The sequence below is a fragment of the Ketobacter sp. genome, from assembly GCF_003671495.1.
Lineage (GTDB): Bacteria > Pseudomonadota > Gammaproteobacteria > Pseudomonadales > Ketobacteraceae > Ketobacter.
The window spans coordinates 43,410-61,544 of sequence record NZ_RCHN01000034.1; the positions used below are offsets into that span (position 1 = coordinate 43,410).

Annotated in this window: 19 protein-coding genes; 2 read left to right on the forward strand and 17 right to left on the reverse strand. The window is 57.6% G+C overall.

Features of this window, described 5'->3' with window-relative positions:
* Nucleotides 1-561 (reverse strand): hypothetical protein, encoded by a 561-nt coding sequence (locus tag D9N14_RS16465; protein ID WP_290581712.1) that lies wholly within the window; start codon nt 559-561, stop codon nt 1-3.
* A 174-nt stretch (nt 562-735) separates the two neighbouring features.
* Nucleotides 736-969 (reverse strand): DUF2789 domain-containing protein, encoded by a 234-nt coding sequence (locus tag D9N14_RS16470; protein ID WP_290581715.1) that lies wholly within the window; start codon nt 967-969, stop codon nt 736-738.
* A 220-nt stretch (nt 970-1,189) separates the two neighbouring features.
* Between D9N14_RS16470 and D9N14_RS16475 the strand changes: the two genes are divergently transcribed.
* On the forward strand, nt 1,190-1,453 hold the full coding sequence (locus D9N14_RS16475) for an acyl-CoA-binding protein (protein ID WP_290581717.1): 264 nt from the start codon (nt 1,190-1,192) through the stop codon (nt 1,451-1,453).
* A gap of 36 nt (nt 1,454-1,489) precedes the next feature.
* On the opposite strand, the gene glp is transcribed toward D9N14_RS16475, so the two are convergent.
* The 8 genes from glp to cysM all read right to left on the reverse strand — a co-directional run bounded on the left by glp (nt 1,490) and on the right by cysM (nt 10,563).
* Nucleotides 1,490-2,713: a gephyrin-like molybdotransferase Glp gene (gene glp / locus D9N14_RS16480; RefSeq protein ID WP_290581719.1), complete on the reverse strand. Its 1,224-nt coding sequence runs from the start codon at nt 2,711-2,713 to the stop codon at nt 1,490-1,492.
* A complete protein-coding gene (gene moaB / locus D9N14_RS16485; RefSeq protein WP_317622635.1) occupies nt 2,710-3,261 on the reverse strand; it encodes a molybdenum cofactor biosynthesis protein B in 552 nt (183 codons plus the stop codon). The genes glp and moaB overlap by 4 nt, the downstream gene beginning before the upstream one ends.
* A gap of 41 nt (nt 3,262-3,302) precedes the next feature.
* Nucleotides 3,303-4,295, reverse strand: a complete 993-nt coding sequence (gene moaA, locus D9N14_RS16490) for a GTP 3',8-cyclase MoaA (protein WP_317622636.1) — start codon at nt 4,293-4,295, stop codon at nt 3,303-3,305.
* Complete coding sequence (mazG, locus tag D9N14_RS16495) at nt 4,282-5,139, reverse strand: nucleoside triphosphate pyrophosphohydrolase (protein ID WP_290581725.1); 858 nt, start codon at nt 5,137-5,139, stop codon at nt 4,282-4,284. The genes moaA and mazG overlap by 14 nt, the downstream gene beginning before the upstream one ends.
* Nucleotides 5,120-7,390, reverse strand: a complete 2,271-nt coding sequence (gene relA / locus D9N14_RS16500; protein ID WP_290581727.1) for a GTP diphosphokinase — start codon at nt 7,388-7,390, stop codon at nt 5,120-5,122. The genes mazG and relA overlap by 20 nt, the downstream gene beginning before the upstream one ends.
* Before the next feature lie 3 nt (nt 7,391-7,393).
* Nucleotides 7,394-8,725: a 23S rRNA (uracil(1939)-C(5))-methyltransferase RlmD gene (gene rlmD / locus D9N14_RS16505; protein WP_290581729.1), complete on the reverse strand. Its 1,332-nt coding sequence runs from the start codon at nt 8,723-8,725 to the stop codon at nt 7,394-7,396.
* A 69-nt stretch (nt 8,726-8,794) separates the two neighbouring features.
* Nucleotides 8,795-9,604, reverse strand: a complete 810-nt coding sequence (locus D9N14_RS16510; protein WP_290581731.1) for a 3'-5' exonuclease — start codon at nt 9,602-9,604, stop codon at nt 8,795-8,797.
* Nucleotides 9,605-9,606: 2 nt separating this feature from the next.
* The gene (gene cysM, locus D9N14_RS16515; RefSeq protein ID WP_411267949.1) at nt 9,607-10,563 is read right to left on the reverse strand and encodes a cysteine synthase CysM; all 957 of its coding nucleotides are present in this window, start codon (nt 10,561-10,563) and stop codon (nt 9,607-9,609) included.
* A gap of 131 nt (nt 10,564-10,694) precedes the next feature.
* Between cysM and D9N14_RS16520 the strand changes: the two genes are divergently transcribed.
* The gene (locus tag D9N14_RS16520) at nt 10,695-13,469 is read left to right on the forward strand and encodes a response regulator (protein WP_290581735.1); all 2,775 of its coding nucleotides are present in this window, start codon (nt 10,695-10,697) and stop codon (nt 13,467-13,469) included.
* Nucleotides 13,470-13,476: 7 nt separating this feature from the next.
* On the opposite strand, the gene acpS is transcribed toward D9N14_RS16520, so the two are convergent.
* The 7 genes from acpS to lepB all read right to left on the reverse strand — a co-directional run bounded on the left by acpS (nt 13,477) and on the right by lepB (nt 18,132).
* Nucleotides 13,477-13,854, reverse strand: coding sequence for a holo-ACP synthase (gene acpS / locus D9N14_RS16525; RefSeq protein ID WP_290581737.1), 378 nt, complete (start codon nt 13,852-13,854; stop codon nt 13,477-13,479).
* Nucleotides 13,851-14,594 carry a pyridoxine 5'-phosphate synthase gene (gene pdxJ / locus D9N14_RS16530; RefSeq protein WP_290581739.1) on the reverse strand — a complete coding sequence of 248 codons (744 nt, stop codon included), beginning with the start codon at nt 14,592-14,594 and terminating at the stop codon, nt 13,851-13,853. The genes acpS and pdxJ overlap by 4 nt, the downstream gene beginning before the upstream one ends.
* 94 nt (nt 14,595-14,688) lie before the next feature.
* Nucleotides 14,689-15,405, reverse strand: a complete 717-nt coding sequence (gene recO, locus D9N14_RS16535; RefSeq protein WP_290581741.1) for a DNA repair protein RecO — start codon at nt 15,403-15,405, stop codon at nt 14,689-14,691.
* Nucleotides 15,392-16,300 (reverse strand): GTPase Era, encoded by a 909-nt coding sequence (era, locus tag D9N14_RS16540; RefSeq protein ID WP_290581743.1) that lies wholly within the window; start codon nt 16,298-16,300, stop codon nt 15,392-15,394. The genes recO and era overlap by 14 nt, the downstream gene beginning before the upstream one ends.
* On the reverse strand, nt 16,284-16,976 hold the full coding sequence (rnc, locus tag D9N14_RS16545) for a ribonuclease III (protein ID WP_290581745.1): 693 nt from the start codon (nt 16,974-16,976) through the stop codon (nt 16,284-16,286). Before rnc ends, era begins: the two co-directional genes overlap by 17 nt.
* Nucleotides 16,976-17,353, reverse strand: coding sequence for a DUF4845 domain-containing protein (locus tag D9N14_RS16550; RefSeq protein ID WP_290581748.1), 378 nt, complete (start codon nt 17,351-17,353; stop codon nt 16,976-16,978). Before D9N14_RS16550 ends, rnc begins: the two co-directional genes overlap by 1 nt.
* A gap of 29 nt (nt 17,354-17,382) precedes the next feature.
* Nucleotides 17,383-18,132 carry a signal peptidase I gene (gene lepB / locus D9N14_RS16555; RefSeq protein WP_290581750.1) on the reverse strand — a complete coding sequence of 250 codons (750 nt, stop codon included), beginning with the start codon at nt 18,130-18,132 and terminating at the stop codon, nt 17,383-17,385.
* Nucleotides 18,133-18,135 lie beyond the last annotated feature (3 nt).

An 18,135-nucleotide genomic window follows, 5' to 3' on the forward strand; every position in this document is an offset into this window, starting at 1 on the left:
TTAACCCCAAACCAGATTCTTTGCTAAGCGCGAGTAAATTTTGCCACCGCCGGCCAGTTTCTGTTTCAGCGACAGTTGCGGGTATCGTTTCAGTGCCCTGACGGCCACAAATTTCGGCAGAATCAGGCTTTCCATTCGGTTGAGGCAACGCACCAGCTTCATGGCATGGGCGATTTCACCGTCCACCAGTATGCGATCGTTGGCAAAGGCCCGGGCGGTGCCCTCCTGGAAGGACAACACCAGAAACGCGTGATTGAGGTGCTTGAATTTCAGGGACACATCGGGTTTGCGGGGGGCTTCACTGCCAATATAGCTCAGGTTGCCATCAGCGTTTTTTTCCATCACAAAACAGGGGCCACTGGGCAATGCACGCATATCGAACATGAACCCATCCGGCAGCTTTTGAACTTCCCTCTTGATATTGGCATCCACCTGACTGGAGGCTTCGAGACCCCGGCCGATGACATCCATCATCAGGGCCACATAGGGGCGTTTGAGCGGAGCGGTATTGAGCGAGCCTAAATTGAGGTCGCCAAGTTTGAGTTGCAGTAGTTGTTTCATATTTCACACTTCTAGTGGTGCTGTGGGGCTGCGGTCTTTCAAAACGCTTAATGCTAATTGCCCGAGTGTAGGACGTCCACAAGCGCACACGACAAAATGGTCATGACCGGCCATCCAGCCACAATTTTAATGAAAGATGGAAAGAAAATGATAAATGCCGGGGCTCACCACCGATCAGTAACGCAGCCTGGCATCCAGTTGATCTACGGCTTCGCACCACTCTGAATCCTCTTCAATGGCGCTTTTCAGGAATTGAGCCTGGGAGTCGCTCCAGAAAGGAGCCTGCTCAATGCGCACGCCATCGGACAGCGCCCGATGCCGACTGATAAATTCGTCAATGTTTTCCGGCTCATTGGGTAATCCTAACTGCTTGAATAAGTTACACATTGAGTAGTACACGGAATCCATAAGATACGCTCCAACTGGCTGTGTTTCTCATTACATCCTGCACGTTGCCGGCCCATTGCGCCAGTTTTCTCTTAGACAAATTCCCCATAACCGTTTACGCCACCATTGCCAATGGACATGAACCCACTGGTTGACCACCGCACCACACCATTGACGGATGCATCCCGCAGGGGAATCCCTATAATGATGGCCACAACAACGACAACAGGTGACCATTTTCATGAGCGAACTTAAACAACAATTTCAAGACGCAGTGGATTTTGTTCAATCCGGCAAAGGCGACTTCAAGCCGGATAACAACCTAAAACTGGAGTTCTATGCCCTGTTCAAACAGGCTACCGAAGGGGATGTCAAAGGCAAGAAACCGGGTCTTACCGACTTTGTCGGCCGCGCCAAGTACGGCGCCTGGGAAAAACTCAAGGGCATGTCCTCTGACCAGGCCATGGAAACCTACATCAGCAAGTTGGCCCAGTTCCGTAAGTAATCCCATCGACAATCCGTGCGCGGGCAGCCTGTACGACTAGAACAATACGGAGTCATATAGCAGAAAGCGCACGGAATCCCCTTCCTGTACCACCGTACCGGGCGGGATCACTGCGAACCCGTTGCCCCAGCAGGCAGAGGTCAATACGCCTGAGCTCTGATTAGGATAGATTTCCACCTGCGGCCCCTGCCCGTTTGTTACCAGGCGGGCACGCAAGTAGTCCTGGCGGTTGCCGGGCTTGCGCGTGCTGAACGCGGCAGGCACCTGCACTTCCGTGGGCAAAACCGAGTTGGCTCCCTGCAGTTTAAGCAACCAGGGCCGCACCAACAAAGCAAACGTTACAAATACCGCCGCGGGGTTACCGGGCAAACCCGCAAACGGGGTATCCATGATGGCACCGGACGTGAACGGTTTGCCGGGCTTGATGGCCAGCTTCCAGAAGGACAGACGCCCCAGTTTTTCCAGTGCCGCCCTGACATGATCCTCTTCACCCACGGAAACCCCGCCGCTGGAAATCACCACATCGGCTTCCGTGGCAGCACGCACGAACGCCGATTCTGTTGCAGCGGCCCCATCGGGCACCACGCCCAGATCAAGGATCTCCATGCCCAGAGCCTGCACCAACCCAATCAAGGTGTAACGGTTGGAGTTATAGATCTGGCCGGCAGCCAACGGGGTACCGGGCTCAACCAGTTCATCCCCGGTGGACAACACCGCCACTTTCAGAGGCCGATACACTTCCACATGAGCCACTCCCACGGAGGCCAGCAGGCCTAACTCCTGGGGGCGCAAACGGGTTCCCGCGGCCAGCACCCGCTGACCCTGCTGGATGTCCTGGCCGGCCGGACGCACATTGTCCCCGGCGTTGGGCGTGACATGGACGCTGACGCCGGCCGCGGTGGCGGTCACATCCTCCTGCATGACAACGGTGTCGGCGTTCGCGGGCAGCTCCGCCCCGGTAAAAATACGTGCCACGGTGCCAGGCTGCAGTGGCGCTGGTGCCTGGCCAGCGGCGATGCGCTGGGATACAGGATATTCTGTACCGGCAATCCAATCCGCATGCCTAAGGCAGTAGCCGTCCATCGCGCTGTTATCGGCCGGGGGCACCTGCACATCCGACACCACATCCTGCGCCAAAACCCGGCCCAGCGCCTGTGCCAGGGGAATCTGCTGGGTGGCGTCAGTGGGAACGGCAGATTGCAGAAGGCGCTCAAGAGCCTCCTCCATGGGCATCAAGCCCGGTTTGTCACAATGACTCATCCGCGGGTCTCACAGGCGTCGACGCTGAGCCGGCGCTCGGTAATGAGTTTGACGAAATTACAGGGCTTGTGGGTGGCGTCCAGTTGCTGCTGGATAATGCCATTCCAAGCCGTGCGGCAGGCATTGGTGGAGCCCGGCATGCAGAAAATCACAGTGTTGTTGGCCAAGCCCCCCAAGGCCCGGGATTGCACAGTGGAAGTACCGATCTCGTTGAAGGAGATGTGCCGAAACACTTCGCCGAAGCCCTCGATCTGCTTATCAAACAGCGGCGCGACCGCCTCCGGTGTGGTGTCGCGACCGGAGAATCCGGTGCCCCCGGTAATCAAAATCGCCTCCACTTCCGGCGACGCAATCCAGCCCGACACAATGGCTCTGATTTGATACACATCATCCAGGGAGATTTGTTTGTCCGTTACTTCATGGCCGGCACCGGTGACGCTCTCCACCAACAGATTGCCGGAGGTATCGGTTGCTTCTGTGCGAGTATCCGACACGGTCAATACGGCGACTTTTACGGGAATAAATTCGGCTGCTGCAGTCATGGTCACGCGAGTCCTGTTGTCTCTTTCAAAGAAAATCAGAGGCGTTGTCAGCCCCCGGTCATATTCATAAAACGAACGATCTGTGGTTCGTCCTGCAGGTCAAAATAATGCTGCTCGGGTTTCAGCCCCATGGCATCCACAATGGCCTGTCTCAATAGGGTATCGTCATCGGTACTGCGCACCACTTGACGCAAGTCGACAGAATGCTCGTTCCCCAGACACAGCAACAGTCGGCCTTCGGCGGTCAGGCGCACCCGGTTGCAGTCACCACAAAAATTGTGGCTGTGGGGGGAGATGAAACCCACCTTGCTGGGGCTGTCTTCAAAGCGGTAATAACGGGCCGGGCCGCCGCTGTTGTGGGTGGTGGGGTGCAGTTGGTAATGGGCCTCGATGCGGCTACGCACTTCATCCGAAGGCATAAAACATTCATCACGCTGATGCTCGGAAATGTGCCCCAGTGGCATTTCCTCGATGAAGGTAATGTCGATTCCGTTATCCCGGGCAAACGCCACCAGCGGCACGATCTCGTCATCATTGCGGCCTTTCAGGATCACCGCATTGATCTTGACGCTCTCAAACCCCTGCGCCAGTGCCGCCTCCAATCCCGCCAATACCCGGGACAGGTCGCCGGTGCGGGTCAGGTTGCGAAAGCGCTCCGGGTTGAGGCTGTCCAGGCTGACATTGATCCGTTTTACCCCGGCCTGTTTCAGCAATGGTGCCGAGGTGGCCAGCTGGGAGCCGTTGGTGGTCATCACCAACTGATCCAATCCGGGCAGTTGCCCCAATTGCTGCACCAGGGACATCACATTACGTCGCACCAGCGGCTCCCCACCGGTGAGGCGAATTTTGCGGACACCCAGCGCCACGAACACCCGCGCGATGCGCTGGATTTCCTCCAGGGACAGAATCTGATTGCGGGGCAGGAACGTCATTTCCTCCGCCATGCAGTACACGCAGCGAAAATCACAACGGTCGGTGACGGAAATTCTCAGGTAGTTAACCCGGCGACCGAATTTATCCACCAGTTCAGTCATCGGCATCTCCTTCGGTCAACTTTGCCCGCTGCCACTCCAATTCCATCTGTTCCAGGCTGGCCTCTTCCAGAGACACGCCCTGTTGTTTAAGGGCGTGTTCCAGGGCGCGAAAGCGTTGCTCGAACTTTTGGTTGGCCTTCATCATGACCACTTCCGGGTCCAGTTTGTAGTGCCGCGCCAGGTTCACACAACAAAACATCAGATCCCCTAACTCGTCCGCGACCAGGCGCGTGGGAGCATGACCGTATACCTCCGCCCCCAGTTCACCGAGTTCCTCTTCCAGCTTGGCCATCACCCGTTCCGGTTCCTGCCAGTCAAAACCTTTTTTCGCCACCACGGTTTGCAGTTTGTGCGCCCGTTTCAAGGGCGACATACCGCCAGGCATGGTGTCCAGGATGGATTCCCCCAACTGGTTCTTGGCCGCCTTTTCCTGTTGCTTGATGCTGTCCCAGTTGGCTTTGATGGCCTGTTCAGAGATGGTCTGGCCCGGCTCTATTCTGCTTTCCAGAGTGCCTTGCGGGAATACGTGAGGGTGCCTGCGCACCAGCTTTTGTTCCAGTTCGGCCAGCACCTCATCAAACTCAAAGCGGCCTTCTTCCTCAGCCATTTGGGTGTAAAACACCACCTGGAACAGCAGATCGCCCAGCTCTTCCCGCAGGTGGTCGAAGTCCCCCCGGGCGATGGTGTCCGCCACTTCATAGGCTTCTTCGATGGTGAAGGGCACGATGGTTTCGTAGGTCTGTTTGAGATCCCACGGGCAGCCGTATTCCGGCTCCCGCAGGCGGGCCATCAGATAGCGCACCCGCTCCAGGGGGGTGGCGGTGCGAAGATCAATGTCTGGACTTCTCATTGCTGGCTGGCCCCTGGTGCGACCGGCGCACCTCGATGACATTTGAAAGTTGATTGATACGACCCAGCACATCCCCCAACCCGGCAAGACTGTTGATTTCCATGGTCACCTGCATGGTAGCGGTGTTATCCGCAGGGTTGGATTTGGTATTGATGGCCGTCACGTTAACCCGCTCATTGGCCAACACCAGGGTGATGTCCCGTAACAGTCCCTGGCGGTCGTAGGCCTTGATGAACACTTCCACCGGATAGGTGCGGCCGGCTTCCGCCGACCAGGTGACATCCACCACCCGGTCACCGTGGATTTCCATCAATCGCTGCAGTTCCTTACAGTGTTTGCGGTGTACCGTGACACCGCGCCCCACCGAGATGTAACCCACGACCTCATCGCCCGGCACCGGCTTGCAGCAGCCGGCAATGGACGTCATCAGATTGTCCACCCCGTTGATGCTGAATTCGGAGGTGATGGGATTGACCCGCGGCTTGCGGATATCCAACGGCAGCAATTCCTGCTGACCACCCTCGTTATCGAACTCCTGAATGCTGTTCAACACCTGGCTGACCCGCAGATCGCCGGCGCCAACCGCCGCATAGATGTCGTCTGCCGTTTTCAGGTTGAGGGATTGCGCCACCCGGTCCAGGTTGAGCTTGCCCACATCCAGACGCTTGAATTCTTTTTCCAGCAGATCCCGGCCGCCTTCGATATTGCGATCCCGGTCCTGCAGTTTGAACCAGTGAACCACCTTGGCCCGGGCCCGGTTGGTGCCCAAAAAGCCGAGGGTTGGTTGCAACCAGTCGCGGCTGGGGCGGGATTCATTGCCTTTCAGTACTTCCACCTGCTCGCCGGTACGCAACTGGTAATTCAGCGGCACGATGCGCCCGTTGACTTTGGCGCCACGGCAGCGGTGCCCCACTTCGGTATGGATGTGATAGGCAAAATCCAGGGGCGTCGCCCCCTGTGCCAGATCCACCACATGACCTTCAGGGGTGAACACATAGACCCGCTCGTCGATGATGTCTTCGCTGAACTGGGACAACACACTGCTGACCGCGCTGTCCCCCAGTTCCTCCTGCCATTCCAGTACCTGCCGCAGCCAGGCGATTTTGCCGTCATAGCTGTCGCTCTTGCCGGTACTGCCTTCTTTGTAACGCCAGTGGGCGCATACGCCGAGTTCCGCCTCATCGTGCATATCGTGGGTGCGGATCTGCACTTCCAGCACCTTGCCTTCCGGACCGAGTACAGCGGTGTGTAGCGAACGATAGCCGTTCTCTTTGGGCGTGGCGATGTAATCATCGAATTCACGGGGAATATGCTGCCAGATGTTGTGCACCACGCCCAAGGCGGCGTAACAATCACGAATGTCCGGCACCAGCACCCGCACGGCACGGATATCGTAAACCTGATAAAAGTCGATGTTCTTGCGCTTCATTTTGCGCCAGATGCTGTAGATGTGCTTGGCACGCCCACTGATGTCCGATTCCACGCCCACCCGGGCCAGCGCGCCATGCAACTGGTCCACCACCTTGCGGATGTAGTCTTCCCGGTCCAGCCGTTTTTCATCCAGCAGTTTGGCGATGCGCATATAGGCATCCGGCTGCAGGTAACGGAAGGAAAGATCCTCCAGCTCCCACTTCAAATGACCGATACCCAGGCGATGGGCCAGGGGCGCGTAGATATCAAACACCTCCCGCGCCACCTTCTGTTTACGTTCCTCCGGCGCGTTTTTAACCGCCCGAATGGCGCAGGTCCGTTCCGCCAGCTTGATCAACGCCACCCGGACATCGTCCACCATGGCCACCAGCATTTTACGCAGGTTGTCCAGCTGGTCGGTTGCCTGTCCCAACACCACCGCGTTTTCCGGATTCATAACGGCACTGATGGCCGCCATGCGCAACACCCCTTCAATCAGTTTCGCAATGTTGCCGCCAGCCCGTTTACTCACATCCCCCAGGGAAGCCTTGCCCTCACGCACCGCCCGATAGATCACCGCTGCTTTCAGGGCATCAGTATCCAGGTGCAGTTCCGCCAGGATCTCCGCTATCTCCAACCCGGTGTGAAAACTGTTACTGCTCTCCCAGCGGGCGTCATCGCGCGCCACGGCGGCGTTTTCCAGCTCCTGGGCGTACAACACCACCGCCCGCAGACCGGCTTCGTCACTGATCTCCACCTTGTCTTTGAGACGGCTGATCCAGGCATCCAGATCAACGCTGCCGTCTTCACGAATTACCTGTTGATTGCGTACCGTTACCATAGATTATTCCGGTTCAAATACGGCGATGGATTCCACGTGGGTGGTGTGGGGGAACATATCCATCACACCCGCCTTGAGTAATTTGTAACCCTGCTTCTTCAACTCACCGGCATCCCGCGCCAGGGTGGCGGGATTGCAGGACACATACACGATGCGCCGGGGTTTGAACACCGTCATCTTCGAGACGATCTCCAACGCGCCGGAACGCGGCGGGTCAATCAAGATTTTGTCGAAGCCACCTTGCCCCCAGGGCTGGTCATCGAACGGCTGGGTCAGGTCAGCCCCGTAAAACGCCACATTATCCAAGCCATTGTGCGCAGCGTTCTCCCGCCCCCGCACCACCATGGCGTCATCCCCTTCCACGCCCACCACCTGCGCCGCCCGGGTGGCCAGTGGCAGAGTGAAATTCCCCAGGCCACAAAACAGATCCAGGATACGCTCGCCCGGCTGCACGTCCATGAACTCCAGCGCCCGGGCAATCATGTCCTGGTTGATCTCCTGGTTTACCTGGGTGAAATCCGTGGGATGGAATTTCATTTCCAGATCAAACTGGGGCAGGCGGTAGTGCAGGCGTTCCTCTCCCTGAGGCCACACCTTGTGCACAGTGTGGTTGCCGCCGGGCTGCAAATAAAGCTGCAATGCATGCTGCTCACAGAAGGCCTGCAAGCGCTGCTGGTCCGCTTCGCTCAATGGTTCCAGATGCCGCACGATGAGGGCAACGCTATCATCCCCCTTCGCCACTTCGATCTGGGGCAGCGCATTCTTTGCGTCCAGGGACATGATGAGCGCCTTCAGTTCCGGGAACCGCAGGCCCACCTCTTGCGCCAGCACATGACACTGATCGATCTGCGCCAGAAAGCTGTTGCGTTTTTCCCGGAAGCCCACCAGTACCGCCTCTTTCTTGATGACGAACTTCACCCCCAGACGGGCTTTACGGCGGTAACCGTAAATAGGGCCGGTCATAGGCGGCAACACTTCCTGCGGCTGCAGCGCACCGAAGTGCTGCAACTGTTCCAGCAGCACGCCCTGCTTCATCTCAATCTGGGCCTGCGGGCTCATGTGCTGCAGGCTACAGCCGCCACAAATATCCGCCTGGGCACAACGGGGCGCAACCCGGTCGTGGCTGGCCTGGAGCACTTCCACGGCGCGACCTTCATCGAACTTGCCGCGCTTCTGCGTATACACGAAGCGAACGGTTTCGCCCGGCAGGGCACTGTCCACAAAGGTAGTCTTGCCCTCAATGCGACCGATACCCCGGCCGTCATGACTCAAGGCGGTGATGTCGATGGTCACCGGGTCGACGGGCAGGGATTGTTTGCGTTTTCTTCTGGCCATGTACAGCAGAACCTTAACTAATCTTAATTCATCTTGCTTATTGCAACCGGTTGCACCGATGACCGCGGGTTATTGCGCCGCCGGGCCTGGGCTCCGGGGTGTGACGCCCGCAGCCTGCCATTGTTGCAAAAATTCTTTGAAATGCGGGCGCTCTTCCCGCTGCAGGTAGTCCTGCACCAACGTCAGCTCCATCCGGTAACCTTCCTCCATGATGACCCCGCGGATCAATTGGAAACGCAGGTACACCAACCAGGTGTTGAGCACGTCCGTCTCACAGTAATTGCGGATGCCCTCAATATCCCCAGCCTGGAACGCATCCCAGACCTTGGCGCCGCTCATACCCATCTTGCCGGGAAAGCCCAGCAACGCCGCCATCTGGTCCAGGGGTACAAAGGCCCGGTTGTTGTACAGTGCCAGCAGGTCCATCAAGTCGGTATGGCGATCGTGATAGCGGCTTAAATAATTGTTCCATTTGAAATCGCGGTCATCCTGGCCCTGATCCCAATAGCGCGGACTGGCCACCCCATGCAGCAGAGACCGGTAATGCAGCACTGGCAGGTCAAAGCCGGAACCATTCCAACTCACCAGGGTGGGGGAATAACGCTCGATGATGGCGAAGAACTTTTCCAGAATGGTTTTTTCATCCGCCTGTTCATCCCCCAGGCTCCAGACCGCAATCTGGTCGCGGGAGCGGAACACAGCGGAGATGGCGACAATGCGCTGCAGGTGGTGACGCAGAAAATCGTTACCGGTTTCCTGGCGCCGCAGATTGAACAGGGCTTCCGCCGCAGCCGCATCCTCCAGGCCGTCAAGACCGAAGACACGCCTGCCGCCCTCGACATCCGGAACGGTTTCTATATCAAAGACCAGTACATTCATGATCAGGCCGGGTCAAACACGCCCGTGGAGAGGTAGCGATCGCCACGATCGCAGATGATGGCCACGATGACGGCGTTCTCCAACTGGCTGGATAACTGTAACGCCCCGGCCACTGCCCCACCGGAAGATACGCCACACAGGATGCCCTCCTCGCTGGCCAGGCGACGCATGGTGACTTCGGCGTCCTGCTGGCCGATATCAATCACCTGATCCACCCGGGACGCGTCGAAAATCTTGGGCAGGTACTCTTGCGGCCAACGGCGAATTCCGGGAATGGAAGCGCCTTCCCGGGGCTGCAGGCCAACGATCTGGATGTCTGGATTCATTTCCTTCAGGTAGCGGGACGTGCCCATAATGGTGCCCGTGGTGCCCATGGCGCTGACAAAGTGGGTAATTGAGCCTTCGGTGTCCCGCCAGATCTCGGGGCCGGTGCTGTCGTAGTGGGCCAGGGGGTTATCCTGATTGGCGAACTGGTCCAACACCAGACCTTTGCCTTCCCGCTGCATTTGGTCCGCCAGATCCCGTGCACCTTCCATACTTTGCTCTTTGGACACCAGAATCAGCTCAGCACCGTAAGCGGACATGGCCGCCCGACGCTCTGCGCTCATGTTGTCCGGCATAATCAGGACCATGCGATAGCCCTTGATGGCCGCCGCCATGGCCAGGGCAATCCCGGTGTTGCCACTGGTGGCCTCAATCAGGGTATCGCCGGGCTTGATGTGCCCCCGCTCTTCTGCGTGCTGGATCATGCTCAGGGCCGGCCGGTCTTTTACGGAACCAGCGGGGTTATTCCCCTCCAGCTTGACCAAAATGGTATTGCTGGTGTCCCCCGGCAGGCGCTGCAAACGCACCAGTGGCGTATTTCCTACAAAATCTTCAATCGTGGGATAATGCATTGTTCCGATTAACTGTTTGTTTAAGCGGGGCCTTATTGTACCCTGCACGGGTGCAAGACGCATAATATTACTGATTTTTTATTACCGCGCCGCCACAGCACAGGGACTGGATAAGGAGAAGATGGCTATACTGATCAGAAAGCCATCGGTCGCACAACGTGAAGCCAAAAGAACGATTTAACCTATTGAAAGGCATGGGATTACGCTCCCGAGCACTGACCATCAGTCTGGTGCCGGTGTTGGTCATCGGCCTGGTGCTGGCGAGCCTGTTCACCCTGCAGCGTTTCAGTGAACTGGACGAATCCCTGGAGAACCAGGGCGAAATGATCGCCGCCGCGTTTTCCCATGGCATTTTTGAAAGCATGACCCAGCGTCAGGGCCACACCCTGCCGTTCTACGCCCAACGCATTCTGGAAGAGGACAACGTACGCTCGGTGGCGATTCATGAAGTGGACGGCACCCTGATCACCCGCGCCGGCCCCAAAATGCGCCCCCTGCCGGAAGGCGTCGCCCTGCTGCCAGACCCGGGCTACAAACATGCCACCCACCGACTCACCGACACCACCCTGCGGGTCATTCATCCCATTTTCCCGGCCTCCTCCTACCATCCCCTGGCAGGAGGCGAAGCCAATGCCGGTTGGCTGGAAGTGGAGATTGACCGCTCCAACCTGGTCATCGCCAAATACCGCAGCCTGCTGTACACCGTCGTGCTTTTGATCCTGGCCCTGGCGGTCAGCGGCGCCGTGGCCCTGCGCTTTGCCAACGGCATTGGCCGGGTGGTGGAAGGCATCAATAATGCGCTTACGGATATGGGCAGCGGCAACCTCGAAGTAAGGCTGAAAGAGGATGCCTACGGTGAATTGCGGGCCCTGCAGTCTGCGCTCAACCAGCTGGGGTCCTCCATCCTGGAAGGCCAGCAGGAGCTGCAACAAAACGTGGACCAGGCCACCGAAGACCTGCGGGAAACCCTGGAAACCATCGAAATCCAGAACATCGAGCTGGACCTAGCCCGCAAAGAGGCACTGGAGGCCAGCCGCATCAAGTCCGAGTTCCTGGCCAACATGTCCCATGAAATCCGCACCCCATTGAACGGCATCATCGGCTTCACCAACCTATTGTTGAAAAGCGATATTTCCCTGACCCAACGGGATTATCTGGACACTATCCAAAAGTCCTCAGAAAGCCTGCTCTCCATCATCAACGACATCCTGGACTTCTCCAAAATCGAGGCCGGCAAACTGGTGCTGGACCAGATTCCCCTGAACTTCCAGGAGGTGGTGGAGGACGTGCTCACCATGCTGGCCCCCCTGGCCTACGAAAAGCACCTGGAACAGGTCAGCCTGTTCTATTCCGACGTGCCCACCGGGGTCATCGGCGACCCCCTGCGCCTGAAGCAGATCCTGACCAACCTGGTGAACAATGCCATCAAGTTCACCGAACATGGGGAAGTGGTGATCCGGGTAATGCTGGACGACCAGAAGGACGACATGGCCACCATCAAGGTCACCGTGTCCGACACCGGCATCGGCCTGACCAAGGAACAGCAGCGGGCCCTGTTCAGCGCCTTCCGCCAGGCCGACACCACCACCGCCCGCCGTTTTGGGGGTACCGGTCTGGGGCTGGTGATCTCCAAACACCTGGTGGAGCAGATGCGGGGGGAAATCGGCCTGGAGAGCGAACCGGGCCAAGGCTCCACATTCTGGTTCACCTTCCGCGCCAAGGTCCACAACAAGGATGCCGCCTACGTACCGCTGATCATCAACCAAAGCTGCAAGATCGCCATCTGCGACGCCAACGCCACGGTGCGGGCCAACCTGCGCAACACCCTGCAAAAACGCAAGATCGAGGTGCTGGAGTACTCTGATATCGGGGCACTGACCAACCTGCTGCGTTCCCGGGACAGCACCCTGCCCCATGCGGTGATCCTGGGGGTCAACGCCCAGAAACCCCAGTACACCGATGTCACCCAATTGTGCAAACTGAACCACCATGGCATTCCCATCGTGCTGCATGGCAACCCGGCGGACCAGACCACCCTGGCGGAGCTGCTGGAAGGCAAGCAGCTGCCCCTGATTACCAAACCCCTGTGCCAGCAAAAAGCCTATGAGGTACTGGGAGCCCTGCTGGAATCCGATGCCTTCGATACCGGTGCCCGGGAAAGCGACAAAGTCACGGCGTCCCTGGAGGCGCTGACCGCCGCCGACCTGAACATCATCGCCGTGGACGACAACCCGGCCAACCTGAAACTGCTGTGCGCCCTGCTGGAAGACCTGAACGTATCGGTCACCGCCTGCGACAGTGGCATGAAGGCCCTGCACCAGATCGAGCAACGCAGCTTCGACCTGGTATTGATGGACATTCAGATGCCGGTGATGGACGGTGTCGAAACGGCCCGTCGTATTCGCGCTATGGAGGCCCGGGAGACCCACACCCCCATCATCGCCGTAACCGCCCACGCCCTGGCCAGTGAGAAGCATGCCCTGCTCAATTCCGGGATGGACGACTACGTCACCAAGCCCATCAACGAAGCCCAGTTAATGCACATCATCCACAAGTGGACCGGTGTCAATCTGCAGGCCGAGGAAGAGGCGGAGCCGGAAACACCCGCCAGCCCCGCCGCTCACGAACCGGTGGATATGGCATTGGGCCTGAAGCTGGCCAACAACAAAGAGGACCTGGCGGAGGAAATGCTGGAGATGCTGTTTGCATCCCTGCTGAAGGATAAAGACAGCATCCGGGTACTGCTGGAGGATGAGGATTTTGAAACCCTGCAGGAGGTCGTCCACAAACTGCATGGCGCCACCCGCTATACCGGCGTGCCCTACCTGCAGGAGGCCTCCCAGGCCCTGGAAGAAAATCTCAAGCTGGAGAACTTCGACGCGGTTCGGGTACTGGCCAGCTCCCTGCTCAACGAAGTGGACCGGGTGATTGAATGGTGTGAACAGAATCGGGATATGGCGGCCCACTGATCGCGGGCTAGGACTCCAGAATCACAAACGCCACGGCGTGTTCTTTTTCATCCGACAGGCTTAAATGCACCCGCGCCACCCCCAGCGCCTTGGCTTTTTCATGGGCCGGGCCCGTGAGCTCAATGAAAGGTGCGCCCTTTTCATCATTGCATACGGTGATCTGCTTCCAGGTGATGCCATCGGCAAACCCGGTGCCCATGGCTTTCACCACGGCTTCCTTGGCGGCAAAGCGTTTAGCCAGATAGGCCGCACCATTCTGCTTGCTTTCAAACTCCGCATACTCCGACTCGGTCAGCAAGCGCTGGGCAAAGCGGTTGCCATTGCTGGACAACTTGTCGTCCATGCGGCTGATGGTCACAATATCGGTGCCGATGCCGACAATCATCGACTGGCCTGCAACATGAGCCGTTTCATCTCTCTCACCGCCTCACCCAACCCACTGAACAGCGCACGCGCCACAATCCCGTGGCCAATGTTCAGCTCGTTAATATCGGCAATGGCGGCGATGGGCTCCACGTTGTGGTAATGCAACCCGTGACCGGCGTTCACCACCAACCCCAGGCGACTGCCCAATGCCACTCCTTTTTTAATCCGCTCCAGCTCTGCCAACTGGGCCTGTTCGGTTTCAGCATCCGCGTAGGCGCCGGTGTGGATCTCGATGACCGGAGCACCGGATTGTTTGGCCGCCCTGATTTGCTCTTCGTCAGCGTCAATGAACAAGGATACTTCGATGCCTGCTGCCGCCAGACGGGAGACCGCATCCTGAATCCGGTCCAGCTGCCCGGCCACGTCCAGGCCACCCTCGGTGGTCAGTTCTTCCCGCTTTTCCGGCACCAGGCAACAGTGGGCGGGCGCCACCGACAAGGCAAATTCAATCATTTCCTCAGTCACCGCCATTTCCAGATTCATGCGGGTCTGCAATGTCTCCATCATCACCCGCACATCCCGTTCCTGGATGTGCCGCCGATCTTCCCGCAGGTGCACGGTGATGCCGTCGGCTCCGGCTTCTTCGGCCACCATGGCTGCCTGGACCGGGTCCGGATAGCGCGTACCTCGGGCCTGCCGCAAGGTGGCAATATGATCCACGTTCACACCCAATAGAATTCGCTTGTGTTGATTCTGCACGAAGATAACCTTTGCATGTTGATGACTGAACTGTAATGCCTGAATTGGAATATTTAAGCTTTATCGCCTGGTTCAGGATGAATGATCGTTGATGTCAGGGTGACAGCTGCTTGAACAACTCGCGGCTATGCAAGGGTTTGTCCCCCAAATGAGGCGCCAACGCCAGCCGGCTCAACCTTTTCGCCGCTTGCGCCACCTCCGAATCATGATAAGCGTGACGCTCGATGGCAAGCAAGTGCTCACCACTGAAGCAGCGGGTACGCAGCGGTTGCTCCAGGGTCAACGGCGAGGTGGGGACAAACCCCTGGTCCGGCACATAAAGGTAATGCTGTTGTGAGCGAATGGCCTCGCCCTCAGCATCCCACAGCAGGGTCAGCTCGTATCCCAGCTCGGCGAGCAACTGCCGTTCGAAGCGGCGCAGAATGGGTTCGATGGGTTCCGTCCGCAACGCCTGAATCACCTGCTGGTAAAAGGCAAATAACGGGGCGCTGGCCTCTTCCCGATGCAGCAGACGGACCAGCAATTCATTGATATACAGGCCGCTGTACAACTGGGCTCCCACCAGAAACACCGATGGTCCGGCTGCTTCCAACAGGCGACCGGATTTCAGCTCATTGCGCCCCTCAAACCCCACCGCTAGAGGCGAAAAAGGCTGCAGCAGGCGGCCTTTGGCGCCCTGCTTACCGGCTTTGCGTACGCCTTTGTACAGCAACGAAACCCGACCATGATGTTGCAGCAGAAAATCGCCGATGACACTGCTGTCCCGGTAGGGACGACTGTGCAGCAGATAGCCCAGATCAGTATTGGCCATCGTCGTAGCCCAGGCTACGCAGGGCTCGTTCGTCGTCCGACCATCCGCTCTTGACCTTCACCCACAGCTTGAGCATGACCTTGGCATCCATCAGGGTTTCGATGTCCTGTCGCGCCTCGGTGCCTACCTTGCGCAAGCGGTCGCCTTTATCACCAATCACAATGCGCTTCTGGCTGGCTTTTTCCACCAGGATCAGGGCGCTGATGTGCCAGACATTGTTTTCGCATTCGAATTCTTCAATTTCCACCGAGCAGGAGTAAGGCAACTCCTTGCCCAGTTGCCGCATGAGTTTCTCCCGCACCGCTTCAGCCGCCAGAAAACGCATGGAGCGGTCCGTGATCTGGTCTTCGGGATAGAAGAACTCGCTTTCCGGCAGGCGCTGGTGTATTTCGGCTTCCAACTGTTCCAGCTGGCGATTACGCAGGGCCGAGATCGGAACGATGGCAGCAAAGTCCCGCTTTTGCGACAGGGATTCAATATGGGGCAGCAACGCGGCTTTGTCCTCGATGGAATCCAGCTTATTGATGGCCAGAATCACCGGCGCCCGGTTGGAACGCAGCTTCTGCAGCACGTGATCATCCCCCTCGTTCCACTTGAGGGCATCCACCACCATCACAATCACATCCACGTCTTTCACCGAGCCGGTGGCAGCACGGTTCATCATACGGTTAATGGCCCGCGGTTCCTGTTGGTGGATGCCGGGTGTATCCACATAGATTGCCTGCACATTGCCTTCGGTTTTAATGCCCAGGACACGGTGACGGGTGGTCTGGGGTTTGCGGGAGGTGATACTGATTTTCTGCCCCAACAGATGATTCATCAGGGTGGATTTGCCCACATTGGGCCGCCCCACAATGGCCACGTAGCCACAGCGCGTATTATCCGACATGTTCATCACCTTCCAGTTCAGCCAGGACCTTGCCAGCGGCAATCTGCTCGGCCTGGCGTCGACTCTGCCCTTCCGCCACTGCGGACAAAGACAGTTCAGTCACGTTGCAACTCACAACAAAATTCTGGGCATGGGATTTGCCCGACACATCCACGATATCGTAATCCGGCAAGCCCAACTTGCGCGCCTGCAGCAGCTCCTGCAAGCGGGTCTTGTTGTCTTTGGTGGTATCTTCCAGCGTGATGTCGTCCAGACGCTGCTGGAACCAGTTCAACACCAGTTGCCTGGCCTGCACCATGCCACTGTCCAGATACACCGCACCGATAATGGCTTCCACCGCATCTGCCAGAATGGAATCCCGACGATGACCGCCGGATTTCATCTCCCCCGGCCCCAATTGCAGGCAAGGCCCCAACTGCAGCTGCTTGGCTACTTTGGTCAGGGTTACGCCCTTCACCAGACTGGCCCGCAAACGACTGAGCTGACCTTCTCTGGCCTGGGGAAACTTCTGAAAGAGCGCTTCGCCAATGACGAAATTCAGGATGGAATCCCCCAGGAATTCCAGACGTTCGTTATTGTGTGATCCGTTACAACTGCGGTGGGTCAGTGCCAGTTCCAGCAGCTCCGGGCGCTGAAACTGGTAGTCGATGGTGCGGCAGAGCTCTGTGAGGTGTTTGTCCATCAACGCTTGGATTGCACGGTGGCACTGTGATCGAAACTCAGCACGGCATCTATGTTGCCGTACAGGGGAACACGGCGTTCGTACACGATCTGAATGGTGACCTCACCGTCTTCTTTCTGAATGATGATTTCATCCTTCGACAGCTCCACCCCATTGACCTGAAGGCGCTTGTTGAAGGTGGTCCGGATTTCCTTGGGGCCCATGCTGCGGGTGGTATCTTCCTCAGCGATATTCTTGAGCGCTGTTTTCACCGCCATATCATCAAAATAAGGCGCCCACAGTTTCATGGCCGTGACGGCAATGAAAATCAGCACCAGAATGATGAACATGGTTGCGTACATTGAGGAGCCGATCTGCTTGTTTTTGTCCATGCGCATGGTGATAACCTCTAACGGAAGCCCGCTGTCTATTCCACAAAACGGTTGCGTTCAAAGCTGGGCACCCACCCCGGCATACTCATCCAGATGGCAAAGGCCCTGCCGACCACATACTTATCGGGCACGAACCCCCAGAAGCGGCTGTCCCGGCTGTTATCGCGGTTATCTCCCAGCACAAAGTAGTGCCCTTCCGGCACAGTCCAGGTTTTGGCGCGTTCAGCGGGCCGTTCCAGGGTGATCATAATGTCGTGTTCAATGCCACCCAGTGTCTCATTATAGATTTTAATTTGCGGTTGAGCGGGTGGAAGTTGGGCTTCCAGCAGCTGATTGACGGGCTCTCCGTTCAAATAGATGACCTTGTTCTCATAACGAACTTCATCACCGGGCACACCCACCACCCTCTTTATGTAGTTGATACTGGGGTTTTCGGGGTATTTGAACACCATAATGTCGCCGGTTTTTGGCTCACCAATGGGGATGATTTCCGTGCCCAGTATGGGCAACCGAAGGCCATAAGCAAACTTGTTCACCAGGATGTAGTCCCCTACCAGCAAGGTGGGGATCATGGAACCGGTGGGGATTTTGAACGGCTCCACCAGAAACGAGCGCAGCACCAGCACAATCACCAGCACAGGAAAAAAAGAGGCCGGAAACTCCACCCACTGGGGCGCGGCCTCTTCAGCACTGCGCTTGCGTTTCAGTACCAGCAGATCCAGTAAATAGAAAAACCCCGTGAAGGCAACCAACGCCACCAGAACAATTGCAAAATCAAAATCCATTCT